The sequence below is a fragment of the Frigoribacterium sp. Leaf164 genome (genome assembly GCF_001423665.1).
Lineage (GTDB): Bacteria > Actinomycetota > Actinomycetes > Actinomycetales > Microbacteriaceae > Frigoribacterium > Frigoribacterium endophyticum.
In genome coordinates this window covers 215,310-240,291 of sequence record NZ_LMOX01000001.1, presented here as the reverse complement: position 1 = coordinate 240,291, position 24,982 = coordinate 215,310, and the positions used below count along the sequence as shown (strand labels likewise).

At 74.2% G+C, this 24,982-nt stretch carries 29 protein-coding genes; 11 read left to right on the top strand and 18 right to left on the bottom strand.

Annotated elements, in window-relative coordinates:
- Positions 1–53 precede the first annotated feature (53 nt).
- The 5 genes from kdpC to ASF82_RS15410 all read right to left on the bottom strand — a co-directional run bounded on the left by kdpC (position 54) and on the right by ASF82_RS15410 (position 4,873).
- Positions 54–659 carry a potassium-transporting ATPase subunit KdpC gene (gene kdpC, locus ASF82_RS01035; RefSeq protein WP_056052256.1) on the bottom strand — a complete coding sequence of 202 codons (606 nt, stop codon included), beginning with the start codon at positions 657–659 and terminating at the stop codon, positions 54–56.
- 73 nt (positions 660–732) lie between these two features.
- The gene (kdpB, locus tag ASF82_RS01030; RefSeq protein WP_082514183.1) at positions 733–2,949 is read right to left on the bottom strand and encodes a potassium-transporting ATPase subunit KdpB; all 2,217 of its coding nucleotides are present in this window, start codon (positions 2,947–2,949) and stop codon (positions 733–735) included.
- Between the two features lie 3 nt (positions 2,950–2,952).
- Positions 2,953–4,626: a potassium-transporting ATPase subunit KdpA gene (gene kdpA, locus ASF82_RS01025; protein ID WP_056052253.1), complete on the bottom strand. Its 1,674-nt coding sequence runs from the start codon at positions 4,624–4,626 to the stop codon at positions 2,953–2,955.
- Positions 4,626–4,715, bottom strand: a complete 90-nt coding sequence (locus tag ASF82_RS15415; protein ID WP_156369875.1) for a potassium-transporting ATPase subunit F — start codon at positions 4,713–4,715, stop codon at positions 4,626–4,628. The genes kdpA and ASF82_RS15415 overlap by 1 nt, the downstream gene beginning before the upstream one ends.
- The gene (locus ASF82_RS15410; RefSeq protein WP_156369874.1) at positions 4,712–4,873 is read right to left on the bottom strand and encodes a hypothetical protein; all 162 of its coding nucleotides are present in this window, start codon (positions 4,871–4,873) and stop codon (positions 4,712–4,714) included. Before ASF82_RS15410 ends, ASF82_RS15415 begins: the two co-directional genes overlap by 4 nt.
- A gap of 260 nt (positions 4,874–5,133) precedes the next feature.
- Between ASF82_RS15410 and ASF82_RS01020 the strand changes: the two genes are divergently transcribed.
- Entirely contained in the window at positions 5,134–5,493 is a 360-nt protein-coding gene (locus tag ASF82_RS01020) for a hypothetical protein (RefSeq protein WP_056052251.1), read from the top strand.
- Entirely contained in the window at positions 5,490–5,702 is a 213-nt protein-coding gene (locus ASF82_RS01015; RefSeq protein WP_056052249.1) for a hypothetical protein, read from the top strand. The genes ASF82_RS01020 and ASF82_RS01015 overlap by 4 nt, the downstream gene beginning before the upstream one ends.
- Positions 5,703–5,732: 30 nt before the next feature.
- Here ASF82_RS01015 and ASF82_RS01010 read toward each other — a convergent pair whose 3' ends face one another.
- Positions 5,733–6,191, bottom strand: coding sequence for a VOC family protein (locus tag ASF82_RS01010; protein WP_056052246.1), 459 nt, complete (start codon positions 6,189–6,191; stop codon positions 5,733–5,735).
- A 278-nt stretch (positions 6,192–6,469) separates the two neighbouring features.
- Between ASF82_RS01010 and ASF82_RS01005 the strand changes: the two genes are divergently transcribed.
- Positions 6,470–7,690 carry an MFS transporter gene (locus ASF82_RS01005; RefSeq protein ID WP_235491122.1) on the top strand — a complete coding sequence of 407 codons (1,221 nt, stop codon included), beginning with the start codon at positions 6,470–6,472 and terminating at the stop codon, positions 7,688–7,690.
- A gap of 161 nt (positions 7,691–7,851) precedes the next feature.
- Here ASF82_RS01005 and ASF82_RS01000 read toward each other — a convergent pair whose 3' ends face one another.
- The 6 genes from ASF82_RS01000 to ASF82_RS00975 form a co-directional block, all read right to left on the bottom strand.
- Entirely contained in the window at positions 7,852–8,106 is a 255-nt protein-coding gene (locus ASF82_RS01000) for a DUF4287 domain-containing protein (RefSeq protein ID WP_056052243.1), read from the bottom strand.
- A 104-nt stretch (positions 8,107–8,210) separates the two neighbouring features.
- Positions 8,211–8,543, bottom strand: a complete 333-nt coding sequence (locus ASF82_RS00995; RefSeq protein WP_056052239.1) for a hypothetical protein — start codon at positions 8,541–8,543, stop codon at positions 8,211–8,213.
- 127 nt (positions 8,544–8,670) lie between these two features.
- Positions 8,671–9,822 (bottom strand): Vms1/Ankzf1 family peptidyl-tRNA hydrolase, encoded by a 1,152-nt coding sequence (locus tag ASF82_RS00990; RefSeq protein WP_056052237.1) that lies wholly within the window; start codon positions 9,820–9,822, stop codon positions 8,671–8,673.
- Entirely contained in the window at positions 9,819–10,259 is a 441-nt protein-coding gene (locus tag ASF82_RS00985; protein ID WP_056052234.1) for a hypothetical protein, read from the bottom strand. Before ASF82_RS00985 ends, ASF82_RS00990 begins: the two co-directional genes overlap by 4 nt.
- Before the next feature lie 124 nt (positions 10,260–10,383).
- Positions 10,384–11,697, bottom strand: coding sequence for an ice-binding family protein (locus ASF82_RS00980; RefSeq protein WP_056052231.1), 1,314 nt, complete (start codon positions 11,695–11,697; stop codon positions 10,384–10,386).
- Between the two features lie 234 nt (positions 11,698–11,931).
- Positions 11,932–12,252, bottom strand: a complete 321-nt coding sequence (locus ASF82_RS00975) for a hypothetical protein (protein WP_056052228.1) — start codon at positions 12,250–12,252, stop codon at positions 11,932–11,934.
- Between the two features lie 114 nt (positions 12,253–12,366).
- Between ASF82_RS00975 and ASF82_RS00970 the strand changes: the two genes are divergently transcribed.
- Entirely contained in the window at positions 12,367–12,615 is a 249-nt protein-coding gene (locus ASF82_RS00970) for a zinc-ribbon domain-containing protein (RefSeq protein WP_056052225.1), read from the top strand.
- A gap of 51 nt (positions 12,616–12,666) precedes the next feature.
- Here ASF82_RS00970 and ASF82_RS00965 read toward each other — a convergent pair whose 3' ends face one another.
- A complete protein-coding gene (locus tag ASF82_RS00965; protein ID WP_056052222.1) occupies positions 12,667–13,509 on the bottom strand; it encodes a hypothetical protein in 843 nt (280 codons plus the stop codon).
- A 201-nt stretch (positions 13,510–13,710) separates the two neighbouring features.
- Here ASF82_RS00965 and ASF82_RS00960 point away from each other — a divergent pair, with 201 nt between their 5' ends.
- Entirely contained in the window at positions 13,711–13,863 is a 153-nt protein-coding gene (locus tag ASF82_RS00960) for a hypothetical protein (RefSeq protein ID WP_162240243.1), read from the top strand.
- 22 nt (positions 13,864–13,885) lie between these two features.
- Here the strand turns inward: ASF82_RS00960 and ASF82_RS15405 are convergent, their stop codons facing one another.
- Positions 13,886–14,044, bottom strand: coding sequence for a hypothetical protein (locus ASF82_RS15405; protein WP_156369872.1), 159 nt, complete (start codon positions 14,042–14,044; stop codon positions 13,886–13,888).
- A 218-nt stretch (positions 14,045–14,262) separates the two neighbouring features.
- On the opposite strand from ASF82_RS15405, the gene bla reads away from it, so the two are divergent.
- Positions 14,263–15,279 (top strand): class A beta-lactamase, encoded by a 1,017-nt coding sequence (gene bla, locus ASF82_RS00955; protein WP_082514178.1) that lies wholly within the window; start codon positions 14,263–14,265, stop codon positions 15,277–15,279.
- Positions 15,280–15,509: 230 nt separating this feature from the next.
- Here bla and ASF82_RS00950 read toward each other — a convergent pair whose 3' ends face one another.
- Positions 15,510–16,478 (bottom strand): nuclease-related domain-containing protein, encoded by a 969-nt coding sequence (locus tag ASF82_RS00950; protein ID WP_156369871.1) that lies wholly within the window; start codon positions 16,476–16,478, stop codon positions 15,510–15,512.
- A gap of 224 nt (positions 16,479–16,702) precedes the next feature.
- Between ASF82_RS00950 and ASF82_RS00945 the strand changes: the two genes are divergently transcribed.
- A complete protein-coding gene (locus ASF82_RS00945) occupies positions 16,703–17,056 on the top strand; it encodes a hypothetical protein (protein ID WP_056052213.1) in 354 nt (117 codons plus the stop codon).
- A gap of 109 nt (positions 17,057–17,165) precedes the next feature.
- Here the strand turns inward: ASF82_RS00945 and ASF82_RS00940 are convergent, their stop codons facing one another.
- On the bottom strand, positions 17,166–20,666 hold the full coding sequence (locus tag ASF82_RS00940; protein WP_082514169.1) for a TIM-barrel domain-containing protein: 3,501 nt from the start codon (positions 20,664–20,666) through the stop codon (positions 17,166–17,168).
- A 270-nt stretch (positions 20,667–20,936) separates the two neighbouring features.
- On the opposite strand from ASF82_RS00940, the gene ASF82_RS15400 reads away from it, so the two are divergent.
- A complete protein-coding gene (locus tag ASF82_RS15400) occupies positions 20,937–21,080 on the top strand; it encodes a hypothetical protein (RefSeq protein ID WP_156369870.1) in 144 nt (47 codons plus the stop codon).
- A gap of 141 nt (positions 21,081–21,221) precedes the next feature.
- Here ASF82_RS15400 and ASF82_RS00935 read toward each other — a convergent pair whose 3' ends face one another.
- A complete protein-coding gene (locus ASF82_RS00935; protein WP_056052209.1) occupies positions 21,222–21,701 on the bottom strand; it encodes a nucleoside deaminase in 480 nt (159 codons plus the stop codon).
- Positions 21,702–21,808: 107 nt separating this feature from the next.
- Between ASF82_RS00935 and ASF82_RS00930 the strand changes: the two genes are divergently transcribed.
- Together ASF82_RS00930 and ASF82_RS00925 are read left to right on the top strand one after the other, a co-directional pair.
- Entirely contained in the window at positions 21,809–22,198 is a 390-nt protein-coding gene (locus ASF82_RS00930; protein ID WP_056052206.1) for a hypothetical protein, read from the top strand.
- A gap of 135 nt (positions 22,199–22,333) precedes the next feature.
- Positions 22,334–22,972 carry an isochorismatase family protein gene (locus ASF82_RS00925; protein ID WP_056052202.1) on the top strand — a complete coding sequence of 213 codons (639 nt, stop codon included), beginning with the start codon at positions 22,334–22,336 and terminating at the stop codon, positions 22,970–22,972.
- Positions 22,973–23,061: 89 nt separating this feature from the next.
- Here ASF82_RS00925 and ASF82_RS00920 read toward each other — a convergent pair whose 3' ends face one another.
- Entirely contained in the window at positions 23,062–23,268 is a 207-nt protein-coding gene (locus tag ASF82_RS00920) for a hypothetical protein (RefSeq protein ID WP_156369869.1), read from the bottom strand.
- A gap of 420 nt (positions 23,269–23,688) precedes the next feature.
- On the opposite strand from ASF82_RS00920, the gene ASF82_RS00915 reads away from it, so the two are divergent.
- Entirely contained in the window at positions 23,689–24,927 is a 1,239-nt protein-coding gene (locus tag ASF82_RS00915) for an MFS transporter (RefSeq protein WP_056052196.1), read from the top strand.
- Positions 24,928–24,982 lie beyond the last annotated feature (55 nt).

The window sequence follows — 24,982 nt, the reverse complement described above, 5'->3', positions numbered from 1 at the left end:
CCTCGTGCGCCCCCGGCGCCCCGCTCGTCAGCGCCCCCCGGCACCGCCCCTCGTCAGCGCCCGAGCTCGGCCAGGGCCACGTTCAGCTCGAGCACGTTCACCGTCGGCTCGCCGAGGTAGCCGAGGTCGCGCCCCTGCACGTGCTGCTCGACGAGCTCGCGCACCTCGGCCACGGGCAGCTCGCGGGCGGCGGCGACGCGCTCGACCTGCTCGCGCGCGTACTCCGGGCTGACGTGCGGGTCGAGGCCGGACGCGGAGGCGGTGAGCGCGTCGACCGGGACGCTCGCCGGGTCGACCCCGTCGCTCTCGGCCACGGCCGCCCGGCGCTCCTCGATCGCCGCGATCAGGTCGGGGGCCTCCGGCCCCCAGTTGCTGCCGCTCGACGCGGAGGCGTCGTAGCCGTCGCCGGCGGCGGAGGGCCGCGACTGGAACCACTCGGGCAGGGCGGCCCCGTCGTCGTCGGTGAACGACTGGCCGATCAGCGACGAGCCGACGACCTGCCCGTCGACCTCGACCTCGGAGCCGTTCGCCCGGTGTCCGACCGCCAGCTGCCCGACCGCCGTCACGACGAGCGTGTAGGCGACGCCGAGCACGAGGGTGGCGACGACGACGGCCCGCAGGGCGGTGCCGTACTGACGCAGCGTGCTGCGTGCGTTCATGGTGAGTCCTTCTGTCTGTCTCTGGTGCTGCGAGGTGGGTGCTGCGAGAGGTGGTGCTGCGGGAGGCGCGGGCTCAGAACCCGGGCAGCAGGCTGACGACGAGGTCGATCAGCTTGATGCCGACGAACGGCGCCACGACGCCGCCGAGCCCGTAGACGAGCAGGTTGCGGCCGAGGATCGACGACGCCGACGCGGCCCGGTACCGGACGCCGCGGAGGGCGAGCGGGATGAGCGCGACGATGACGAGGGCGTTGAAGACGATCGCCGAGAGGATGGCCGACGACGGCGAGCTGAGCTGCATGACGTTGAGCAGCCCCAGCCCCGGGAAGACGCCGGCGAACATCGCGGGGATGATCGCGAAGTACTTCGCCACGTCGTTGGCGATCGAGAACGTCGTGAGCGCGCCCCGGGTGATGAGCAGCTGCTTGCCGATGCGCACGACGTCGATCAGCTTCGTCGGGTCGCTGTCGAGGTCGATCATGTTGCCGGCCTCCTTCGCGGCCGACGTGCCGGTGTTCATCGCGACGCCGACGTCGGCCTGGGCGAGCGCCGGCGCGTCGTTCGTGCCGTCGCCCGTCATCGCGACGAGCGCGCCGCCCTGCTGCTCGCGGCGGATCAGCGCGAGCTTGTCCTCCGGGGTGGCCTCGGCGAGGTGGTCGTCGACCCCGGCCTCGCGGGCGATGGCCGCCGCGGTGAGCGGGTTGTCGCCCGTGACCATGACGGTGCGGATGCCCATGGCGCGCAGCTCGGCGAAGCGCTCCCGGAGGCCCTCCTTCACCACGTCCTTCAGGTGGACGACGCCGAGGACGCGCGCCGCGCCTCCGGCGTCCTTGACCGCGACGACGAGCGGGGTGCCGCCCGCCGTCGAGACGGCCTCGACGCGGCCGGTCAGCTCGTCGTGCTCGGTGCTGGCCAGCCGGCCGCCCTCCTCCACCCACGCGATGACCGACCCGGCGGCGCCCTTGCGGATCTCGGTGCCGTCGGGCAGGTCGAGCCCGCTCATGCGGGTCTGCGCCGTGAACGGCACGATCGTCGAGCGGTCGACGCCCTGCTCGTGCCAGCCGGTGGTGAGCGCGAGGTCGACGATCGACCGGCCCTCGGGCGTGGGGTCGCTGAGCGACGACGTGGCGGCCGCCTCCACCAGCTCGGCCTCGGCGACGCCGTCCAGCGGCGTGAACTCGACCGCCCGGCGGTTGCCGTAGGTGATGGTGCCGGTCTTGTCGAGCAGCAGGGTGGTGACGTCGCCCGCCGCCTCGACGGCGCGGCCCGACATGGCGAGCACGTTGCGCTGCACGAGGCGGTCCATGCCGGCGATGCCGATCGCGCTGAGCAGCGCGCCGATCGTCGTCGGGATGAGGCAGACGAGCAGCGCGATCAGCACCGGCACGCTCACCGACGCGTCGCTGTAGCCGGCGATCGGGTTCAGGGTCAGCACGACGACCACGAAGACGATCGAGAGGCTCGCGAGCAGGATGTTCAGGGCGATCTCGTTCGGCGTCCGCTGGCGCTTCGCACCCTCGACGAGCGCGATCATGCGGTCGACGAAGGTCTCGCCCGGCTTGCTCGTGATGCGCACGACCACGCGGTCGGAGAGCACGCGGGTGCCTCCGGTCACGGCGCTGCGGTCGCCGCCCGACTCCCGGATCACCGGGGCCGACTCGCCCGTGATGGCCGACTCGTCGACCGAGGCGATGCCCCAGACGACGTCGCCGTCGCCCGGCACGAGCTCGCCGGCCGTCACCACGACCACGTCGCCGAGCCCGAGGTCGGCCGACGAGACGTCGTCGACGGCGGCGTGCTCGGCCGAGGCGTCGCCGTCGGCGTCGTACGAGGCGACGCGTCGTGCCGTCGTGCTCGTCCGGGTGGCGCGCAGCGTCTCGGCCTGCGCCTTGCCGCGACCCTCGGCGACCGACTCGGCGAGGTTCGCGAACACGACCGTGAGCCACAGCCAGACGGCGATGGCGACCGTGAACGAGCCGGGCACCGGCGAGCCGCCGGAGGTGGCGTCGCCCACGCCGAAGAGCTGGGCGACGGCGAGCAGCGTCGTGTAGGCGGCGCCCACCTCGACGATGAACATCACCGGGTCGTGCCACATGCGGCGCGGGTCGAGCTTGCGCAGGGCGCCGGGCAGGGCCGCGGCGAGCTGCGCCGGGCCGAAGGCCGCGGGGCGGCCCGCGGCGGGGGCGCCGGTGCCGGCCTCGCCGGTCGGGTCGCCGGTGGCCCCGGCGGAGCCGGTCGTGCGGGAGTCGCGGGTCGAGGCCCCGGTGGAGGTGTCGGATGGTGTCGGCATGGTCTAGTTCAGCCCTTCGGCGAGAGGCCCGAGTGCGATGACGGGGAAGTAGGTGAGCGCCGTCACGACGACGGAGACACCGGCGAGGAGGCCGACGAAGAGCGGCCGGTGGGTGGGCAGGGTGCCCGCGGTGGCGGGGATCCTGTCCTGGGCGGCGAGCGACCCGGCGAGCGCGAGCACCAGCACGATCGGCACGAACCGGCCGAGCAGCATGGCGACCCCGAGCGCGGTGTTGAACCAGGGAGTGTTCGCGGTGAGCCCGGCGAAGGCCGAGCCGTTGTTGTTCGACGCCGAGGTGAAGGCGTAGAGCACCTCCGTGAAGCCGTGCACCCCGGGGTTCCAGATCGACGTCGCCTCGACGTCGGCCCGGACGGCGGGGATCGCGAAGCTCAGCGCCGTGCCGGTGAGCACCAGGGTCGGCGTGACGAGGATGTACAGGCTGGCCAGCGTGATCTCGCGCGGGCCGAGCTTCTTGCCCAGGTACTCCGGCGTGCGGCCGACCAGCAGCCCGGCGATGAACACCGTGATGACGGCGAGCACGAGCATGCCGTAGAGGCCCGAGCCGACGCCGCCGGGGGCGATCTCGCCGAGCATCATGTTCAGCAGCGGCATCATGCCGCCGAGCGCCGTGTACGAGTCGTGCATCGAGTCGACGGCGCCGGTCGAGGTCAGGGTGGAGGTCGTGCCGAACAGGGCCGATCCGATGATGCCGAACCGCGCCTCCTTGCCCTCCATCGCTCCGCCGGCCAGCTCGGGCGCCGTGCCCGCGCCGCGGAGCTCGAAGATCGTCAGCGCCGTGAGCGAGACGACGAAGAACAGCGCCATGACCAGGGCGATCGCGCGGCCCTCACGGGGCGAGCCGACCATGGTGCCGAAGGTGCGCGGCAGCGAGAACGGGATGACGAGCATGAGCACGACCTGGAGCGCGTTCGTCCACGGCGTGGGGTTCTCGAACGGGTGGGCGGAGTTCGCGTTGAAGAACCCGCCGCCGTTCGTGCCCAGCATCTTGATCGCCTCCTGCGAGGCGACCGGCCCGCCGGGGATCGTGGCCGTGCCGCCGGTCAGCGTGGTGACGTCGGTGAACCCGGTGAAGTCCTGCACGACGCCGCCGATCATCAGCGCGACGGCGCTCATCAGCGCGAGGGGCAGCAGCAGGCGCACGACGCCGCGGGTCAGGTCGACCCAGAAGTTGCCGACGGTGCCGGTGCGCACGCGGGCGAAGCCGCGGATGAGCGCGACGGCCACGGCCATGCCGACCGCGGCGGAGACGAAGTTCTGCACGACGAGGCCGCCGAGCTGCACGGCGTAGCCGAGCGTGAGGTCGGGCGAGTACGACTGCCAGTTCGTGTTCGTGACGAACGAGGCGGCGGTGTTGAAGGCGAGGCCCTCGGGCACGGCGGGGAAGCCGAGCGACTGGGGAAGCACGGCCTGCAGGCGCTGGATCGCGTAGAGCACGAGCACGCCGGCGACGGAGAAGCTCAGCACGCCGCGGAGGTAGGCGGGCCAGCTCTGCTCGGCCGAGCCGTCGACCCCGATCAGCCGGTACACGACGCGCTCGGCGCGGAGGTGGCGGGTGCTCGAGTAGAGGCGGGCCATGTGGTCGCCGAGGGGGCGGTAGGCCACGACGAGCACCGCGGCGACGGTGGCGACCTGGAGGACGCCGAGGAGGGCGTCCATCAGAAGCGCTCCGGCTGCACGAGGGCCCAGACGAGGTAGACCAGGGCGGCGACGGCGAGCACGGCGGCGCCGATCTCGAACACGATCACAGCTTCTCGACCCCCTTCGCGATGACGGCGATCACGGCGAAGACCGCGATGACGGCGAACAGGTAGACGATGTCGAGCACGACGACTCCCAGGGAGGCTGACGGGGCGGGCCCGCTCGGGCCCGGTGCCCGTGGCGGGCACAGCGAGTCAGTAGACACCGGGCAGCGGGGCCGACCGGGGCTCCTCACGGCTTCCTCACGCCGCGCGGCCCGATCCTCACGCGGCGCTGACGCGGGGGCCGCCCGGACGGTGCGGGGCCGAGGCCCGATACCCCCCGAGCAGGGGTCGGCGCAAGCCCTGGACAGGCATCGGAACAGGGCCGATGGGTTCGGGAGCAGCCTCGTTCCCTCCGGGGGCCAGGGCTCGTGGAGGGACGACCGGCCGGGCGTCCCCCACCCCGCCAGCCAGAGGGGCAGACATGGGCAAGTTCGCGTACGACAAGGCGCTCAGCGTCGACTTCGACGACCGGACCCTCGCGCACCTGCAGATCGTGATCGGCATGAAGCAGCGCCGCGGGGAGTCGTTCTACTTCTCGTGGAAGGACGACCATGCCGTCGGCGACGGGCGCACCGCCATCTGGCTGCACCCGCCCATCCCGCTCGTCTACAAGTACTACGGCAGCCGTCTGCCGCGCATCGACCCCGAGTGGGTCCGGGCGCTCGAGATGACGGCCAACACCAACATCGGCCTGCAGGTCGTCGACGAGCCCGCCGGGCCGGCCGGAGGCGCGAGCTCGGCCCCGGGGGCCGCCCCCGTCACGAACGGGGCCGCCTCGTGACCAAGCGCGTCGACGTCCACTACGACGGGGTGCTCTACACGCTGCCCGGCGACCAGCTCGACGCGGTGCGCGAGCGCGTGCTCGCCGCCGTCGCCGGGGGCGAGGCGTTCTGGCTCGAGGTCGACATCGGCGAGGGGCGCTACCAGCGGGCCGACCTGCTGGTCTCGCCGGGCGTGCCGATCAGCCTCGTCGCGATCACGGAGGAGTAGGCCGCCGGGGGCCCGTTCAGCGCGTCCTGCTCAGGCGTGCTCGGCGTCGGCATCAGCGGCAGTGCCCGCGCCCGCGCCCGCGCCCGCGATGTTCACCATCCAGTGGATGCCGAAGCGGTCGTCGACCATCCCGAACGAGTCGCCCCACGGCGCCCTCGCGAGCGGCACGTGCACGTGCCCGCCCTCGGCGAGGCCGTCGAACCAGCGCGTCAGCGCCTCCTCGTCGTCGGCCCCGCCGCTGAGCGACAACGAGATCGCGTTCTCCGACTCGAGCGGGATCTCGTCGGGACGGTCGGCCGCCATCAGCACGAGCCCGGCGTCGGTCTCGAGCTGGCCGTGCATGACCTTGTCGGCCTCGGCCGGCGTGCCCACGCCGAAGTCGCCGAAGCGGGTGGTCGTCGGCGTGCCGCCGAGCACGGAGGCCCAGAAGTCGAGCGCCTCACGCGCCTCCGAGCGGAAGGCGAGGTAGGGGGTGAGCTGCACGGACATGGTCGACTCCTCGTCGTCGAGGTCGGCCCCGGCGGGTCGCCGGGCGGCGCCGGTCGGCGCTCGTGCACATCGTGGCACCGGCCGGGCCCGGAGGGAAGGGCGCGTCGGCGGGAGGACGAGGGGCGGCCCCGGCTCCGGGAAACGAGTCGGGACCAGGAGCCGGCGAACCGGCCCCGGCAGGCGGGGCGCACCTGCTGGCGTCGACCGTACGCCGCTCACCTGGAGGGGTCACCGCCCGGGCCTCCCTCCGCTGCCCGGGAGTGCGTAGCGTCGACCGCGTGACGAACGACGCTCCTGCCCCCACCTCGCCCGACTCGCCCTCGACGGCGACGATGACCCGGGGCCGCACCCTGCTCTTCGCGGTCGCGGGCGGCGCCGCGGTCGGCAACCTGTACTGGGCGCAGCCCCTGCTCGGCATCATCGGGGGCGACCTCGACGCCTCCCCCGCCTCCACCGGGCTGCTGATCACCGTGACCCAGGTCGGCTACGCCCTCGGGGTCTTCTTCATCGTGCCGCTCGGCGACCGGGTCGACCGACGGCGGGCCGTGCCGCTCATCATGCTGCTCTCCGCCCTGGCGCTCGCGGCGAGCGCCGCGGCCCCGAGCTTCCCGCTGCTGCTCGTGGCGCTGACGCTGGTGGGCCTCACGACGGTGGCCGGGCAGATGCTGACGCCGCTGGCGGGCGACCTCGCCACCGACGCCGACCGGGGGCGGGTGGTCGGCACGGTAGCCAGCGGGCTGATCCTCGGCATCCTCGTGTCGCGGGCGATCAGCGGCCTCGTCGCGGACGCCCTCGGCTGGCGGGCCGTCTACGTCGTCGCGGCGGTGCTGCTGGTCGTGCTCGCCGCCCTCATGGCGCGGTCGGTGCCGTCGCTGCCCCGCCGCGCGGCCGCCCCGTACCGGCAGCTGCTCTGGTCGGTGCTGACCACCGTGGCGCGTCGACGGCAGGTGCGGGTCTCGCTGGTGATCGGCGCCTCCGTCATGGCCGTCTTCACGATGTTCTGGACGGGCCTCACCTTCCTGCTCTCGGCCGAGCCGTACGGCTGGTCGCCGGCGCAGATCGGGCTCGTCAGCATCGTCGGCGTCGCCGGCGCCGTCGGGGCCCAGCGCGCGGGCCGTCTGTTCGACCGCGGCCTCTCGCTGCCCGCGATCGGGGTCGGGCTCGCGGTGACGCTCGTCTCCCTCGTCGTCGCCGGCCTCGGCGGCGACTCGCTCGTCGTGGTGCTGATCGCCGTCGCGCTGCTGTCGGTCGGCATCCAGTCGTCGCAGGTGCTGCTGCAGACGCGGCTGCTGTCGCTCGACCCCGCGGCGCGCAGCCGGCTCAACACCGCGTTCGTCGTCGGCAACTTCGTCGGGGGCTCCATCGGCTCGGCGCTGGCGGGCGCCGTGTGGCCGGTGGGCGGCTGGCCCGCGCTGATGGTGCTCTCGGCCGTGCTGATCGGCGTCGCCGGCACCGTCTGGGCCGTGCACCGCCGCCGCGGCCTCGTCGACGCCGGCTGAGCGCGGCGCGCGCCCGCCGCACCCCTCGGGGTCGCGCCCCTCACCCCGCGCACCAAGGCTCATCGCACCCCGTTCCGTTCACCGCACCCCGCTGCATCGGGGTGCGGTGAACGGAACGGGGTGCGGCGCCCGTCCGCGGCGGGACGACGGGGCAGGGGCCGCTACTGCGCGGCGCGGGCGGCCCTGACGTACGCGACGACGGCGTTCGCGTGCCCGTGGCCCAGGCCGTGCTCGGCCTTCAGCCAGGCGACGACCTGCATGTGCGGCTCGACGTCGAGCCGGTCGGCGGCGAGGTCGAGCCACTCCTGCACCGGCCGGCCGTAGGTGGCCTCGATGCTCGGGAAGTACGACGCCGGCCCCTTCGGCCTCGACCCGTCGGCGGGCGGCGCGGGGGCGAGGACTCGGTCTCTGCTCACGGGCCCAGGCTAGTGAGACGCGCCCGGCGCCTCCACCCCTCCCCGCAGCCGGGCGGGCTGCGCGCCGTCGCCGGGCCGCGGTGAGCCACCGCGCCGGGTCGGGCTCACCGAGGCTGGGCGGGGTTGATCGGGTCGCCCTGCGACGGCGGGTTCATCGCCGGGCCGGCCGTCGCCGGGCTCACGCGCGAACCGCCCGCGGGCGCTGCGCCGACCGACGGCTCGGTGGCCGGGAGGCCGCCCGTCGGCTCGGCACCGTCGCGGAGGCGGCCCAGCCGCGCCTCGAGCAGCTGCACGACCGGCAGCCGGTCGCCGTGCGCCCGCTCGTGCTCGAGCAGGGCCGCGACGGCGGGCTCGTCGAGGGCGTGCAGCCGGGTCTCGAGCGTGCCGAGCGGCAGGTGGTCGTAGTCGGGCAGGGGCAGGGCGGAGTCGTCGCTCACGGGGGTCCTCCTCGGTGCGGTCGGTCGGTGCGTGCGGTCGGTGCGTGCGGTCGGTGCGTGCATGCTCACGGGTGCGGTCGGCGTGTGCGGGTGCGGTCGGACGGGTGTCGACCAGGCCGGCCGGCGCTCAGCCCGCGTCGGTGCCGGGCCTCGCCGGCCCGACGGGCCAGCGCAGCAGGGCGCCGAGGCCGGTGTCGCCGGGCAGGGCACCGGCGCTCGCGAGGACGACGCGGGCGTCGGTCAGCAGCGCGGCCCGGGCCAGGGCCGAGGCGGCGGGCAGCTCCGCGAGCACCTCGGCCCCGAGCGCCTCCTCGGGGGCGGTCGCCACCCAGGGGGCGTCGCCGAGCGCGAGCAGCGTGCGGTCGTCGACCGCCGACGGATCGAGCAGCAGCGTGTCGACCTGCGCCGCGGCGAGCGCCGCGACGACCTCGCCGACCCTGCTCACCGCCGTGCCGTCGCCGCGCCCGAGGTGGGTGCGCAGCAGGTCGAGGGCGTCGTGCACCCGCTGTGCCACGACGCGGGCGAGGGCGACCTCGACCTGCGAGACGAGGGCGTCGTCGGCGGCGTCGGGCGCCCTGGTGTCGGTCGGCACCACCGACAGCAGGCCACGGGTCTCCGCCGACAGCTCGAGCTCGAGCAGCTGACGGGCCCGGATGTCGCCCGCGACCACGACCAGCCCGGCACGGTGACGTCGAACGGCGGAGTCGATCGCGTCGCCGAGCTCGCCGACGTTCTGTCGCCACTGCTCCTCCGTGTGCGACTGCATCCTCTTGTGGGCCCAGCCACCGCCCTGGATCTTGTGGAGAGTGTCGGTGCGGCCCTGCACCTGCTGCTCGCGCTGCACCTCGCCGTGGCCGAAGCGGTACACGCGGAACCCGCCGCCGTCGCGCCCCACCTCGACGACGAGGAAGGTCAGGTCGACCGGGCGGTGCGCCAGCAGCGGCAGCGCGTCGGGCACGGGGCCGTGGCCGAGGGCATCAGCGGCCTTCGCCGGGCCGGGCAGCACCTCGCTGAGCACGACCTCGCCGCCCTGCACGAGCACGCACCGGCTGACCGGCGCGGGCACTCCGGGCGGGGCGACGAGCTCCTCGGCGAGCACCCGGGCGTCGTCCACCGGGGCTCCGGCCTGCACGAGCGCGTCGAGGGTCGCGGTGGCGAGGCTGTCGGCCCAGCCGCGCGGGTCCTCCCGGGCGGCCGAGACGTCCGCGTAGGCCCAGGTCGTCGGCCGGTCGCCGCGCAGCAGCGGGGTGAGCGAGTCGCCGACCTCGGTGTCGGTCACGAGCCCGCTCCGTCGGCGGAGGCCCCCTCGGAGGCTCGTGCGTCGGCCCCGGCCACGTCGGTGACGGGCTGGCCGGGCGCCGACGGGTCCGAGCCGTCGGGCTCGGCGCGCTCGACGTCGGCTCCCTCGGGCGTCTCCGTGCTGACCGCGACGGGGTCGGCGCTGAGCCCCGCGGCGGTCTCCGTGAGCGTGTCCGTGCCGTCGCCCCCGGCGCTCGGCGGCTCCGGCGTCACCGCGGTCTCGACGTCGACGAGCTCGCCGTCGAGGCCCGCAGCCTGCTGCACCTCGGCGGAGTCCGTGTCGTCGGGCAGCGGCTCGGTCTGGCGGGCCTCTTGGACGTGGCCCGCGCCTCCCCGGCCCTGCACGAGGCCCTGCGCCTCGTGTGCCAGCTGCTCGTCCTGCTCCGGATCGTGCGTCGTGTTCCCTCGTTCGATCACGAGGTCACCTGCCTTCCCGTGGTCGTGGTGTCGGTCACGACCCACCGAACCCGGCGGTCAGGGCGACGTCCGGGGCTTGACAGCCGGCGGGCGCACGCGGCACGCTCCGTGCCCGCGGACGGGACTAGCCGCGGTGCTGCTGCTCTCCGCGACGACGGAGGCGCGTGCCCAGCACGAGGGCGAGCCCGGCGAGCAGCGCGGCGGCCCCGACAGCCAGGGGCAGCGTGGCCTCGGAGCCGGTGTAGGCGAGGGCTCCGCCGTCACGGGCGGCCACGCGGCCGCGGTCGGCGACGGGCGTGATGCGGGTCGTCGTGACCGGCGGGGTGGTGGCGCCCGGCGTCGTGGGCGTCCCGGGCACGACCGGCGTGACGGGCGGCGTGACGGGCACGACGGGCGGCGTGACCGGCACGACCGGCGGCGTCACCACGGCGGCCTCGAGGGTGGTGATCGTGTAGGTCGCGGTGTCGGCGGGCGCGACGCCGTTGGTGGCCGTCACGGTCACCGTGGTGGTGCCGGGCGTCGTGGGCGTGCCCGAGATGACCCCGGTCGTGGCGTCGAGCGAGAGGCCGGCGGGCAGCGTGGTCGACGTGAACGTGGGCGTGGGGCTGCCGGTGGCGGTCACGGTGAAGGCGTAGGGCGTGCCGGCGGTGGCGTCGGTCGGGGCCGACGAGGTGATCTGCGGGGCCTCGTTGCAGGAGGCGTCGCGGACGATGCGCGTCGTGTCGAGGGTGACGGCACCGGTCCGGGCGAGGAGGCGCCCGTCGACGGTCGAGGTCGCGACGACCGAGATGGAGGTCTGGGCCATGACCGTGCCGGCGAACGCCGAGCCGCCGCCGATGGTCGCGGAGCGCCCGACCTGCCAGAAGACGTTGCAGCCGCTGGCGCCGCCGGTGAAGACCATCGACGTGCCGCTGCCGATGGTGAGGTCCTGGGGCACCTGGATGACCCAGGTCGAGGCCGCGTCGCCGGCGAAGGTCAGCGCGGCGGTGTCGGGCAGCAGGGCGTCGACGCCGTCGGTCGCGTAGACGCCGGGCGTGAGGAGGCGGTCGGCGGGGTCGGCGAGCGAGATGCTGGCCTGCGGGCTGAGGCTCGCCGACTGCTCGTAGGCGCGCTGCAGCGACGCCTGCGCCCGGGCCGCGAGGGCGTCCGTGGCGTGCAGGGTCCCGTCGGTGACGACGCCGGGGCCGCCCTGGAACCCGGTGATCGACGTCCCGGGCGAGAGGCCGACGTCGCCCTGCACCACCGAGACGCCGGTGTTCGTGACGGTCTGGCCGCCGAGCACCGCGAAGCTCGTCGCGTCGCCGAGGTCGATCAGCCCGACGGCCCGGGCGGAGGGAGCCGTGGAGAGGGCCAGCGCGGCGGCGACGCCGAGCACGACGGCCCCGGCGAGCACCGGACGGGCGGAGAAGAGGGGGCGGGAGGAGGTCGAACGGGCCATGAGGCGCCTGACTGAGAAGAGGAGGCACCTGATCTCCGCGTGACTGCGTCGCGTGTTCCCCGTTACCTGTCGTTTATACGCCCACTCCGGCCGGAGCCACAAGAGCGGGGAGCATAGCTGACAATCCGCCCCCGCCCGACCATTCCGCGACGCATCGTGCAGATCACCCGTTCGGGGGCCACGCCCGCGGGGACTGCTCCGGCCCTCCCGGCCGCCCTCGCGTCGAGCCCGGCCTCAGCGCTCCGAGGCCGTCGGCCCGCGGTCGGCGTGGACGACCTGGACCGACCCGGCCGCGGCCGACGCCTCCCGGAGGCGCCCGACGAAGCCCTCGTCCTCGGGCTCGAGCTCGTCCTCGTCCGCGTCGGAGACCACGATCTGGCTCGCCGGCCCGATCAGGATGGTCGACGTCGTCGCGGTGCCGTGCGCGTCGAAGGTGGGCACGTGGACGGTGTCCGTGCCGCCGTTCGCGCCGAGCGCGGCCGCGTACTCGACCACCGCCTCCGCGATGTCGTCGCCGGTGGTGATCGTGCTGCCGTCGTAGCGGATGTGCTTCATCGCTGCCTCCCCCTGACAGTGAACCGCAGGAGGCGCGGGCGCGTCCCAGGGAAGGGCCCGCGCCTCCTGCCCCCCACCGCGCCGCCTCGCAGGCCGGGCCGCTACGGTCGACCGATGTTCATCCTCTTCGGCACCACCGTGAAGAGCCGCGTGCTCGCCGTGGTCGTCTTCGCCTGCCGGTTCTGCGACAAGACGGTGCCGCAGCAGGTCGAGGAGCACGCCACGAAGGCGACGCTCTTCTTCGTGCCGCTCGTGACGCTGCGGAAGCGCTGGCTGAACCGGTGCAGCAACTGCGGCGGCCTCACCGAGCTGAGCCGCGAGCAGGCCGACCACGCGGTCGCGCAGTCGGCCGCCCGCGGCTGAGGGTCGTCGGCGCCGGCCTCGGCGTCGTGGTCGCGGTCGCGGTCGGCGGCGCTAGAGCAGGACGGTGCTGCTGCGCCAGGAGGCGGGGGCCCCGCCGTCGAGGCCGGTCTCCCACACGACGGTGAGGGCCGTCGGGGCCCCGTCGCCGGGCTCGACGTCGACCGTGAACTGGCGTTCCGACCCGGCGGCGGCGCCGAGCTCGACGGGCACCGAGGTGCCGTCGACCCAGCCGAAGAGCGCGTCGGGGTAGCCGACGGTCGAGGGCACGTCGCTGTCCGTGCTCGCGGGGCTCGCGAACGAGAGGGTCGCGGGGCGACTGGCGTCGAGCACGGCGGGGCCTGCCTCGTAGCGAGCGTCCTCCGCGCCCGCCGCGGGGTTCCGCCACTCGTACAGCGACCCGCCCGTCGGCGGGACGCCGGCGTCGTCGATGCGCAGGTCGGCGGGGTCGCCGTCGACGGCCCGCACGACCCAGGCGTCGGCCTCGGAGTCGGTGGTCACGCTGACCAGGGTGAAGGCGCCCTCGGGGCCCTCGCTCGACACCATGTCGCCGGCGAGCAGCTGGCCAGCCTCGTCGGCGGAGACCGTTCCGTCGCGGCCGAAGAGCCCCGCGAAGGTCTGCTCGGTCGAGTAGAACTGCTGGGCCTGCGGGGTCAGGAGCTGCCAGGCGGCAGCCGCGTCGCCGGCGACGGCGGCGTCGAGGTACTCGGCGACGAGCGCCTCCTCCGGGCTGGCGGCCTCGACGGGCGTCGGCGAGGCCGTCGCGCCCGGCGTCGGGGCCACGTCGGTGGCGGCCGGGGCGGCGCTGACCTGGTCGTCGGAGGTGCACCCGGCGGCGAGGCCGAGGACGCCGGCGACGAGGAGAGCTGTGGTGAGTCGTTCTCGTGTCTGGCTCATGGGCTGGACGGTAGTGGCGTGCCCACGACACGTGTCGCGACTCCCAGGAGACGTCCACCGGGGGGCGACGGTGCGAGAACTCGACCGCCGACGGGCTGGACGCGGCTCCGCCGGCCGCGGGAGGATCAGGGCACGACGAACGAGGTGAGGACGATGGAGCCGATCGAGCATGAGACGTCAGAGGGAGGGCCGCGACGCCTCGTGGTCTCGTACGACGCCCGTGTCGCCGCGGGCCGAGCAGATCCGATCACACCGGAGCAGCGGGCCATGGCAGCCAAGGTGCACGTGATGGTCAACGAGCGCCTGGGCGTTCCCACGGAGAACTGGATAAGGGAGCTCGCCGACAGGGTGTGAGGGCGAGCCCTTCCGTCGCGCGTCAGTCGTGGACGAGCTCGGCCGCCGGGCGATCGGGCGCGTCGCGTGCGCCCGGCAGGTCGTGCAGGCCCGGCGTGCAGGCGACGACGCCGAGCAGCAGCGACGCGACGGCGAGCGTGACGACGAAGTGGCGGGGCAGGGGCGGACGGCCGTCGGTCACGGTGGTCTCCTCTCGGGCGTCAACGCCGCCCGTCGGCGTCGACCTCAAGCACACCGTCTCGCGGGGCGCCGCGACAGGGGGCTGACCCCCGGGTCGCACCGGGGTCGACCTCACCCTCTCGCGCCGCGACGGCCGCGACGTCGTCCCTTCGGCTGATCTCCGGCGACCAGGGGACGATCCCCCGCCGACGAGCCCCGGCGGGGTGCGAGCATGCAGGCATGATCCGCTCTCCGTCACCGCGCCTCCCCCGCCCCGTCGTCCGCCGCCTCTCCGCCGCGAGCGGTGCCGGGTTCGCCCTCGTCGTGGCGCTGGCCGGGTGCGCGACGGCCGACGCCGGGTCGGGCGCCGGCTCCGGGGAGCCGACCCGCGACTCCTCGACGACGTCGACCAGTGCGGGGGCGACTCCCTCGCCGACCGCGCCGGCCACGACGGTGGTCGACGACCCCGAGCTCGACGCCGCCCTGGCCGCCCTCGAGTCCGAGCACGGAGCCCGCGTCGGCCTCAGCGTCGTCGACACCGGCACGGGCCGGGCCCTCGAGCACCGCGGCGACGAACGGTTCCTCTACGCCTCGAGCCTCAAGGCGCTGGCCGCCGCCGCGCTGCTCGACGCGACCGAGCCGGCCGACCTCGACGAGGTCGTGACCTGGACGGCGGACGACGTGGCGGCCGCCGGGTACTCCCCCGCCACGAGCGCCGCGACGGGCACCGGCCTGACCCTCGGGCAGCTCGCGGAGGCCGCAGTGCGGCAGAGCGACAACACGGCGCTGAACCTCGTCGTCGAGCACCTCGGCGGGCCGGCCGCCCTCGACGCGGCCCTCGCGGCCCAGGGCGACGACGTCACCGACGTGGTGCACGGCGAGCCCGAGCTCAACCGCCCGACGGCCGGGAGCACGGCCGACACCACCACGCCCGCCGCCGTCCGAGGCCTGCTGGCCAGGGTGGTCGCGGGCGAGTGGCTCGGCGACGACGACCGCGCCCAGCTGCTCGAGTGGATGTCGGGCAACGCGACGGGCGACGCGCTCGTCCGGGCCGGGGCGCCCGAGGGCTGGGCCGTGGCCGACAAGTCCGGAGGCGCGGGGCCGGTCCGGAACGACGTCGCGGTCGTGACGCGGCCGGGTGGTGACCCCGTGGTGATCGCCGTGCTGACGACGCGGACCGACCCGGCGGCGGCGTACGACGACGCGCTCGTCGCGGCGGCGGCGCGGGCGGCGTTCGAGGCGGTGCAGCGCGGCTAGCGGCGCCCGAGTGTGCCTGCTGGGACCGGGGCGGGCCGCCGGACCGCCGGACCGCTGTCTCTCGGGAAAGCGAGAGAGATCCGGGCTGCCGACCCGCGACTCCCCCAGTTCTTGGCCCGTGTCGAGCCGATCGCTCTCAAATTTGAGCGTGATCGGGCCCGGAGGCAGCGGCGGCGATGCGGGGAAGGGCGCCGCGGGCGAGAGGCTGGGGCCGTGCCAGCCCGGGACGGCTAGCGCCCCTCCGGCACCGCCATCGCGCCGAAGCGACGCACGTCGGCGCCGTGCCGGGCGAAGAGCTCGGCGAGCTCGTCGATCCGGGTGGGCGCGAGGGTGCGCGGCCGGTCGCCGACCCGCTCGAGGAAGCTGCGCAGCTGACGCCCGCCCGCGACGATCGTCGTCGTGACGCCGGCCTCGGTGGCGTCGGTCTCGGCCGCCCAGACCTCCGCGTCGGGGTGCGAGTAGAAGACGGCGGTGTCGAACCACTGGGTGCGGCTCGTCTCGGCCCCGACGAGGTCGGAGACGCGCTGCGCCTGCCGCCGCACCTGCGCGGCCGGCGACTCGCGGCCCTCGTGGCTCGTGATGCGGAACGACGTCGGCGACTCGCGCGAGACCTGCACCGCGAACGGCGGCTCGAAGGTCGCGTCGCCGAAGAGGGTGCCGATCGACGAGTGCACGTCGCGCGGCTGGACGCCGTCGAGCACGACGCCCTTCCAGCCCTTGTTCTCGATGACGACCGCGGCGGAGCTCAGCAGCAGCACGTGGTCGACCTGCGCGACGAAGCGACGGGTGCGCGGTGCGTCGACCGGCACGAAGACGACGTTCGTGACGAGCACGCCGTCGAGCCCGAGCTCGGTGCAGGCGTCGACGACGGCCCGCTGCGAGGGCTCGTCCCAGCGCATGCTGCGGGTGGCGAACTCCTGGCTCTGCTCGGCGCGCTCCTCCGCGTCGCGGCGGCGGGCCTCGAGCTCGTCACGCTCCCGGGCGTGCTGGGCCTCGAGGCTGCTGACGCCCTCGTCGTGCGAGGCCGAGACTCGCTCGAGCTCCTGGCGGTGGGCCGTCTCGGCGGCCTCGACCCGGGCCGTCGCAGCCGCGGCCGCGGCCCGGCTGCGTCGACGCCCCACGACGATCGCGACCACGACCCCCACGAGCGCCAGCACCAGCAGGGCGACCAGCACCCACGTCGTCGTCTCCTGATCCATGTGCCCAGCACAGCACACGCGAGCGGCGACCCCGGGGAGGCGCCCCCGCCCGGCGACGGACGCGCGCGCCCGGGCCGGCACAGCACGACACTGCACCGGACGGCACGGCACGACACAGCACCGCGCCCCGCGACCCGACGAGCCTCCGCCGACGGGCTACCCCCTGCCCCCCGCCTCCGTCAACCCTCGGTCGCGCCCGGCGTCGCCTGCCTAGCGTGGTCCGCATGAAGCACATCACCTTCGCCGACAAGGACTTCCTCGTGGGGGACGCGATCGCCGACGCCGTGCTCGAGTACGCCGCGATGCTCGGCGAGACGGGCTCCGCCGACTCCATCGACCTCACCGCCTACGGCGCCGACGGCGACGTGGTCTCGGCCACGCTGTTCCTGTCGGCCGGGGTCGCCCTCGTCGCCGAGAGCACGAACAGCCCGCTGCCCGAGCCCGACAACGCCGAGACGGTCGCCTACATCGAGGGGCGCCTCGCGCAGCGCATCGCCCCGCACGACGTGCAGCCGTCGGCGCTCCCCGCCCAGGGCGCCGACTTCGACATCGACGACTGGGTGAGCACGCAGGAGTGACCCGGGCCCGGCGGTGCCGAGGGGCATCGACGTCGCCGGGCCCGGGGCACGCACGACGGAGGCGCGGTGCAGGTCGACCTGCACCGCGCCTCCGTCGTCCCTCCGGCTGTCAGCCCTCCCGACGTGCCCGTCGGCGCGACGCCCGCGTCACCAGCAGGCCCGTGCCCACGAGGGCGGCCGCGACCAGGGCGAGCACCCCGGCGACGTCCGAGCCCGTGAAGGCGAGGGGCCCGCGGTCGCCCGCGGTGCCGGCGGCCTGCCCGGGGGCGGTCCCGTCACCGGGAGCCGCCACGGGAGGCACGGGCGTCGGGTCGCCACCGGGTGCGCCCGGGTCGACGGGGGCGCCCGGCCCGGTGCCGGGGTCGCCCGGCTGGCCCGGGTCGACGACCGCGGTCGTGGAGAACGACACCGACGTGGCCTGCGCCACGGGACGGCTCGCGACCGGCACCGTGAGGCGACGCGTGGCCTCGTCCCAGCTCCAGGCCTCGGCGGCGACGGGCGTGCCGTCGACCCGGACGACCGCGGGGCGCTCGGCGTCGGTGAAGACCGCCGTCAGGGAGCGATCGGAGACCTGCCCGTCGAAGCTGCCGTCGACCTCGGCGACGTCGAGCACGCCCCCGTCGGCCTGCTCCGTGTACGTCACGGCCGTGCGGGCCGAGGCGGTGAGGTCGGCGCTGACGCCGTCGTCCTCGTAGAGCGAGAAGGCGCCGTCGCTGCCGGTCGCCGCCGTGAGCGTGAGCTCGGTCAGCGGGGTCGCGTCGTTCGCGACGTCGGTGCTCCGCGTCGCGACGACGCCGCCCGAGCGGACGAACACCGGCATGGCGTCGAGGCCGGTCGTGACGTCGGCGGTGGTGCCGCCGGCGTGCGTCTCGCCCGTGAACCAGTCCGTCCAGGTGCTGCCCTCGGGGAACCACACGCGGGTCGTGGCGGTCTCGCCGGGCGTCACCGCCGGGGCGACGAGCACGTCGGGGCCGAACAGGTACTCGCTGCCGGCCATGGCGTAGGCCTCCTGCTGCTCGGGGTACTGCACGTAGAGCGGCCGGACGACGGGCACGCCGGTGCGCGTGGCCTCCGCCGACAGCGTGTAGGTGAGCGGCATCAGCGCCTCGCGCAGGTTCAGGAACGACGTCGCGGAGGCGTCGGCCGCCGCGCCGTACTGCCAGGGCAGCCGGTCGCTGTGGTTGCTGTGCAGGCGGTCGATCGGCTGGAACGTGCCGAACTGCACCCACCGCGCGTAGAGGTCGTCGGCGAGCTTCGTGCTCTCGGCCTCCGCGCCCGGGAAGGTGGTGCCGCCGGTGTGGCCGCCGATGTCGTGGCTGATCGCCGAGAGGCCGGTCGCCGCCGACTCGCCGGGGGTGTAGCCGACCTGGGCCTGCAGCATCTGCCACGTCGACGTGGTGTCGCCGGTGAAGTGCAGCGTCGTGCGCTTGTCGGCCCACGGGCCGGTCGGCACCGGCTGCGGGTTGCCGTAGCCGCCCGCGGTCAGGGCGCCGTACGCCCGCGAGAAGGCGAAGCCTCGGCCGATGCGGTCGGCCGTGCGCTGCGCGTACTGGTCGTTGATGAACGCGTCGGGCGTGACGCCGGGCTGCGAGTAGCGCGACGCGTCGCTGCAGCACCAGTCGAGCCAGAACACATCGACGCCCTGGTCGGCGATCTCGTCGTGCAGGTCGAAGTAGGCCTGCAACTGTGCCGGGTCCGACCAGTCGAACAGGAAGCGGTCCCCGTCGGGGACGAGGTTCCCCTGCGCCGTGGCCTGGGCCGCGGGCAGCTGCGGGTCGCCCTGCGTGATGCTCGGGTGCACGTTGAGCGTGTTGTGGACGCCCTGCTCCTCGAGCCCGGCGAGGAAGCCCGCCATGTCGGGGAACCTCGTCTCGTCGACCTCCCAGCCGTTCCACTTGTCGGGCGCCTTGTAGTCGGTGTCGACGGCGAGCACGTCGAGCGGCACGCCCTCCTCGGCGAAGCGCGGCACGATCGTGTCGGAGAAGTCGGACTGCGTGCGGTCGTAGTACTCGGAGTACCAGACGCCGTAGGCCCAGCGGGGCAGCAGCACCGAGGGGCCGGTGAGGGTGGCCAGGTCGCCGAGGGCCGTCTCGTGGTCGTCGCCCGCGGCGAAGAGGTAGCCGTCCTGGCCCTCGGCGACGGGTCGCGGCGTGAGGGTCTCGGTGGCCTCGTCGTACTGCGCCGAGGCGCTGTCGTCGACGAGCGACCAGCCGTCCTGGTAGAGCAGGCCGGCGTTGGTGTCGACGGTGCCGTTCGCCGTGTCGAGGTCGCGACGGTAGCCGCCGAGCGCGGCGTGCGGGGCGAGCAGCGGCGCGGCGGCCGAGGCGACGGCGACGGTGTCGACGTTGAGCTGGCAGCTCGCGTCGTCGGGGCAGCCGACGGTGACGTCGTCCTCGCCCTCCGACAGGGTGACGGGCACGCTGACGGTCCGCCAGTGGTCCCAGCCGCTGGTGGGCTCGAGGGAGGCGGTGGTCACGGTGCCGGCACCGGTGCTGACCGAGACGGTGCGCGCGTCGGGCTGCGCGCTCGCGTAGCGGATCTGCAGCACGTGCTCGCCCGCGGGCACGCCCGTGACGTGCGCCGTGAACGACGCGCCGCGGCCGAGGCCGGCGGCGAACGCCTCGGCGGAGGCGCCGTCGTGGTCGTCGCCGACGCTCGCACCGCCGGCCAGGGCCGTCGTCTCGGCCTCGCACGGGGCACCGTACGCGCAGTCGACGGTCTCGACGGCGGCGGGCGCCTCGGCGGGGTACGCCGCGCCGGGCTCGACGACGGCGACGCCGTCGAGGTTGAGGTTGCCGGAGTCGCCGGAGGCGCGCTCGACGACGACGTCGTGCTCGCCCTCGGCGAGGTCGAGGGTCGCCCGGGCCAGCGCCCAGTCGTCCCAGCCCGCGGTCGGCGGCAGCGAGATCGTCTGCGCGGCGCCGCCGTCGACGCTGACGCTGAGGGTGCGCGTCGTGACCTGGCCGTCGCCGCCCTGCGAGTTCGCGTAGCGGAGGACGAGGTCGTGCGGGCCGGCCTGCTCGGCGGTCACCGAGAAGCTCGCGGCGTCGCCGACGCGCTCGAACCCGGCGACGAAGCCGTCGCCGGTCGCGCCGGTGTGGTTCGTGGCGGGGGCGAGCCCGACGAGGTCGAGGGTCTCGGCCTCGCAGCGGACGCCCACGACGCAGCGCGCGGGGTCGTCCTGCTGCCAGGGCGCGGCCACGACCTGCTGGCCCGAGCCCGTCGTGAGGCTGAGCTCCAGGTTGCCCTGGTCGAACGAGCCGGAGCCGATCTCGTACCGGACCCGCGCCTCCCCCGTGTCGATGGTCAGCCAGCCGTCGTCGCGCGTCGTGGTGAACGGCGTCGCTGCGAAGGAGTCGCGGCCCACGACGGTGAAGGTCGCGGCGTCGGTGAACGCGCCGCCCGGCGCGAACTCGGTGCGGATGAGGGTGGGCGACAGCACCTGGAAGCGGGCGTCGCCCTCGGTGACCGTCTGCGCCGCGGCCACCTCCCCGGCCGTCGGCGCCGCAGCGGCCGGGGCGACCGTGCCGAGGCCGGTGAGGGCGGCGAGGAGGCCCGCCGTCACGATCGAGGTGGTGGCGACCGTGCGGCGCCGAGGGGATGAGGGCATGCAGGACTCCGTCGTCCGAGGGGTGTGAGGGGAAGCGCGAGGTGATCGACAGCGATCCTGACAAGGTTGTCAGGGGCCTGTCAACGATCGATGCGCGTGAATGGGAGCTGTGACTGTCCGCGGAACGCAGTAGTTCACGTCGTTAACCATCTGGACCCCCATCGATGCGACGATGTGGCCGTGCCCGCGACGCCGGCACATGCCCGGTTCACGGCGGGCAGACACCGCAGGAACAGGCAGCGCCGCAGGGCTGCCGGAGACGAGAAGCTCATGAGCTTCCACACCGCCAGGAGCCCCTTCACCGAGGTCCGCGACCGCGACCGCCAGGTCACCCTCTTCGTCGTCGCCACGTCGGCCGTCGCCACGTGCGGCACCTTCGTCGCCGGGGTGCTGTTCGTCCTCGGCCTCTCGTGACCACCGCCCTCGCGGCGCTCCGCCACGAGGAGCTGCTGCGTGCCGTGTCGGCTCGGCTGGTCGGCGCCGTCGAGCTGACGGCCGCCGAGCTCGAGGGCTACTGGGGCTGACGGCGACGGGGCGGGCGTCGCCCGCGCGGGCTCAGGACGCGTGCCGCGCCGTCCACGCGACGAACGGGGCGGTCGCGTCGTCGGCCGTGCCGTGCTCGGCCGGCAGGGCCCTGTCGTCGATGCCCTTCGCGTACTCGTCGTAGAACGTCGCGAGCGACATGAGGCGGTTGCCGTCCTCGTAGTGCTCGCCCTCCTCCTCGCGCGACACCGCGTAGACGACGCGGTCGGGCTGCGCGTAGTAGAGCGCGCCGAGGCACATCGGGCAGGGGTAGGCGGTGACGTACGCGACGACGCCGCGCAGGTCGGTGATGCCCTGCTCGGCGGCCGCCCTGATCGCGCGGATCTCGGCGTGGGCGGTCGGGTCGCCGGTCTGGGCGACGTGGTTCACGGCCTCGACGACGACCTCGCCGTCACGGACGAGGAGGCACGCGAACGGCTTGCCGCCCGCCTCCACGTTCTCGAGGGCGCGCTGGACGCTGAGGGCGGTGAAGGTGTCGTCTCTGTCGGTCATCGGTCGAGACTGCTCCCCCCTTCCTCGGAGGTGGCCCCGGAGCGCACCGTGCCGTGCCGTGCTGGGGCGGACGGGGTTGAGTGGCATGGTCAACGAGAGGACAGCCCGTGAAGTACATCGTCTACGGCGAGAACCGAGTCATGACCGGCGACGCGATCGCGGAGGCGGTGCTCGCGTACGCGGCCGCGCTCGGCCAGAACGGCACCACCGACATCGTCGAGGTGCCCACGGCCGACGAGGACGGCGTGGCGGTGACGGCCGAGCTGCTGCTCGGCCCGGCGAGCCAGGTCATGGTCGAGGTCGCCCCCGAGGACGCCCTGCAGCCCGAGGACGACGCCCTCGTGGCCGAGCTCGTCCGGCGCACCGCGGCCGTGGGCGGGGCGCGCTTCGTCGACGCCGCCTCGGGCCACTCGCAGGACGAGGAGGACACGCACGGCACGCCGGCGCCCGGCCCCAACGACCCCTTCCCGACGAGGTCGCGGCCCGCGGAGGGCTGAGCGACAGCTCCGGGTGGGAGGTCTCGAGCAGCATCCGGGGTGGCGGTGGAGTCGCGGGTCAGCAGCGAGGATCGTCACGACGCACCCGCGCCGCCCCGTCCAGCCCCATCCCGTCCCGTTCAGCCAGGAGGCACCATGACCACCCCCACCCGCGCCCTCGTCGTCGTCGACGTCCAGCAGGAGTACTTCGACGGTCCCCTCGAGATCCAGCACCCGCCCGTCGCCGACTCGCTGGAGCGGATCGGGGCGGCGATCGACGCCGCCGCCGACGCCGGGACCTTGGTCGTCGTCGTGCAGCACACCGCCGGCGAGGGCGCTCCGGTGTTCGACCCCAACACGGACCGCTTCGCGCTGCACCCCGAGATCGAGCGGCGTCGGCGGGACGACTGGCACACCGTCACGAAGCAGTACAGCTCCGTGTTCGCGCACACGGACCTCCTGGGCGTCCTCCGCGACTCCTCGGTCGACACCGTCACCCTGGTCGGCTACATGACCAACAACTGCATCGTCGCGTCGGCCGCCGACGCCGAGGCGCACGGCGTGGCCGTGGAGGTCCTCTCCGACGCGACGGGGGCGATCAGCATCGCGAACGCCGCCGGCACCGTCGACGCCGAGACCGTGCACACGACCCTGATGGCGCTGCTGCACTCGAACTTCGCCGCCGTCGCGACGACGGACGCGTGGACGGCCGCCCTCGGTGCCGGCCAGCCGCTGGAGAAGAGCGACCTCGCGACGTCGGGGGCCGCGGGCGCGGAGGCCGCCGCGGCCCGCTGATGCCCGCCGGGTGGGTCGACGGATCGGACCACCGCCGCTCGAGCCCCGTGCGGACGCGCGCACGGCCTGCGTCTCGACCATCAGACCGGTCACGGCGCCGCCGGCCAGCTCCAGAAGTCGCCGCGCACGTCGAGACCGTGCCCCGAGTCCTCGATGTAGACGCTGATGCGGCGGGGGTCGAGGAAGGTGCCCGGGATGCTGTCGCCGAGCTCCGTCTCGAGCTCGGCCCTCAGCTGCTCCTGCATCACATCGTCGGCCGGTTCGACGTCGAAGACGGTCCAGCAGCCGCCTGACACGCACTCCTCCTTCGCTGATGTGACCACGGCCGTCACGGGGAAGCCCATCGGCGCCTCACTGGGCGCATCGCCCTCGGTCGCCCCCATCGCTTGCAGTGCGTAGCGCCCGAGGAGCAGGACGACGGCCGTCGCCGATCCCGCTCCTGCTCAGGGCTGTGGTGCTGCCGGCGGCGGTGGTGCCCGGCATCTCGGTCCTCTCCTTCGGTGCCCGGCCGAAGGCGATGCGGGGCACGGGGATCGAGCAGTGAGGGCGTCGTCGTGGTTCTCGGGGAGTCCTCGAGCCAGGCCCAGCCTGGGCTATGGTGTGCAGCACATGGTCATCCGGCAGCTCCTTCTTCGCCGCGACGGGTCCTAGCTAGGTAGGCGCCCCCGTCGCGGTGGACGTGCTGCCTGCGCACATCCCCTTCGCACGGAGCGCTCATGACCACCACCCCTCTGCCGTCTGACACGTCCCAGATCTGGCGTCGCAACCTCCTCGTGTGCGCGCTCGGCTCGTTCACGACGATCATCGGCATGACCCTGATCCTGCCGATCCTGCCTCTCTACGTCCGAGACCTCGGCGTCGAGGACAGGGCAGCCGTGACCCTCTGGTCCGGCATCGCCTACGCCGCCACGTTCCTGACCGCGGCTCTCACAGCCCCACTCTGGGGCTATCTCGGTGACCGCTTCGGACGCAAGCCGATGCTGATCCGCGCAAGCCTCGGCATGGCGATCGCCATGTCGCTCATCGGACTCGCCCAAGACGTCACACAACTCGTGCTCCTGCGCCTGCTGGTCGGCCTCCTCGGCGGCTACGCCTCCGGATCGACCATCCTGGTCGCCGCTCAGACCCCCAGAGACCGCTCCGCGTGGGCGTTGGGCACCCTCTCCTCCGCCATCATGGCCGGCACCATCGCAGGCCCTCTGATCGGCGGAACCCTCGCACAGACGATCGGCGTTCAGGGAGCGTTCCTCGCGACCGGCGGTCTGATCTTCCTCGCCTTCCTCGGAACGACCCTGTTCCTGAAAGAGGCGCCCCGGCTCGATCGCCGAACGGAGAAGTCCAAGCCGTCGAGCTCGTGGGCCGCCGTCCCCTACAAGCTGCCGGTCATCGCTCTGCTCAGCCTCTCGACCCTGCTGATGTTCGCGACCATCTCAGTCGAACCGATCATCGCCGAGCACGTCCGCTCCCTCACCGGTTCAGCCGACGACACCGCCCTCTACGCCGCAGTCGTGTTCTCCATCACCGCGTTCGGCACGATCCTCTCCGGTCCTAACCTCGGCAAACTCGCTGACCGGATAGGCCACATGCAGGTCCTCACCCTGAGCCTAATCGCCGCGACGCTCTTCCTCGCCGCGCAAGCGGTCGTCGATGACCTGATCGCCTTCGCGATCCTGCGATTCCTCACCGGGATCGCCCTCGGCGGCATCACCCCCACAGTCGTCGCGACGATCCGCCGACTTCTCCCCGACACGAGCGTCGGACTGGTGCTGGGCTACAACGTCTCGGCCCAGTACATCGGCCAAGTCGCCGGCCCCGTCCTCGCCGGATGGCTCGGAGGCATCGCAGGCACCCACTCAGTCTTCAGCGCCACCGCGATTATCACAGCCCTCGGGCTCATCAGCGCCACAGCCATCCGGCGACACTTCCGACACCAACTCGCCGCGCGGGAGGCCTGAACGCGTGAGGTGCTCAGGTCACTGAGGGCGCGAAGCGAGGGTCACGACGTCGAGC

What these genes read in the sequence shown, in the direction of transcription:
- bla (WP_082514178.1), top strand. Translation starts at nt 14,263, where the DNA reads ATGATCCGCTCTCCGTCACCGCGCCTCCCCCGCCCCGTCGTCCGCCGC.
- ASF82_RS00940 (WP_082514169.1), bottom strand. Translation starts at nt 20,666, where the DNA reads ATGCCCTCATCCCCTCGGCGCCGCACGGTCGCCACCACCTCGATCGTG.
- ASF82_RS15400 (WP_156369870.1), top strand. Translation starts at nt 20,937, where the DNA reads ATGAGCTTCCACACCGCCAGGAGCCCCTTCACCGAGGTCCGCGACCGC.
- ASF82_RS00925 (WP_056052202.1), top strand. Translation starts at nt 22,334, where the DNA reads ATGACCACCCCCACCCGCGCCCTCGTCGTCGTCGACGTCCAGCAGGAG.
- ASF82_RS00915 (WP_056052196.1), top strand. Translation starts at nt 23,689, where the DNA reads ATGACCACCACCCCTCTGCCGTCTGACACGTCCCAGATCTGGCGTCGC.
- ASF82_RS00935 (WP_056052209.1), bottom strand. Translation starts at nt 21,701, where the DNA reads ATGACCGACAGAGACGACACCTTCACCGCCCTCAGCGTCCAGCGCGCC.
- ASF82_RS01020 (WP_056052251.1), top strand. Translation starts at nt 5,134, where the DNA reads ATGGGCAAGTTCGCGTACGACAAGGCGCTCAGCGTCGACTTCGACGAC.
- ASF82_RS00950 (WP_156369871.1), bottom strand. Translation starts at nt 16,478, where the DNA reads ATGGATCAGGAGACGACGACGTGGGTGCTGGTCGCCCTGCTGGTGCTG.
- kdpA (WP_056052253.1), bottom strand. Translation starts at nt 4,626, where the DNA reads ATGGACGCCCTCCTCGGCGTCCTCCAGGTCGCCACCGTCGCCGCGGTG.
- kdpC (WP_056052256.1), bottom strand. Translation starts at nt 659, where the DNA reads ATGAACGCACGCAGCACGCTGCGTCAGTACGGCACCGCCCTGCGGGCC.
- ASF82_RS00965 (WP_056052222.1), bottom strand. Translation starts at nt 13,509, where the DNA reads ATGAGCCAGACACGAGAACGACTCACCACAGCTCTCCTCGTCGCCGGC.
- ASF82_RS00975 (WP_056052228.1), bottom strand. Translation starts at nt 12,252, where the DNA reads ATGAAGCACATCCGCTACGACGGCAGCACGATCACCACCGGCGACGAC.
- ASF82_RS00970 (WP_056052225.1), top strand. Translation starts at nt 12,367, where the DNA reads ATGTTCATCCTCTTCGGCACCACCGTGAAGAGCCGCGTGCTCGCCGTG.
- ASF82_RS00945 (WP_056052213.1), top strand. Translation starts at nt 16,703, where the DNA reads ATGAAGCACATCACCTTCGCCGACAAGGACTTCCTCGTGGGGGACGCG.
- ASF82_RS00980 (WP_056052231.1), bottom strand. Translation starts at nt 11,697, where the DNA reads ATGGCCCGTTCGACCTCCTCCCGCCCCCTCTTCTCCGCCCGTCCGGTG.
- ASF82_RS01010 (WP_056052246.1), bottom strand. Translation starts at nt 6,191, where the DNA reads ATGTCCGTGCAGCTCACCCCCTACCTCGCCTTCCGCTCGGAGGCGCGT.
- kdpB (WP_082514183.1), bottom strand. Translation starts at nt 2,949, where the DNA reads ATGCCGACACCATCCGACACCTCCACCGGGGCCTCGACCCGCGACTCC.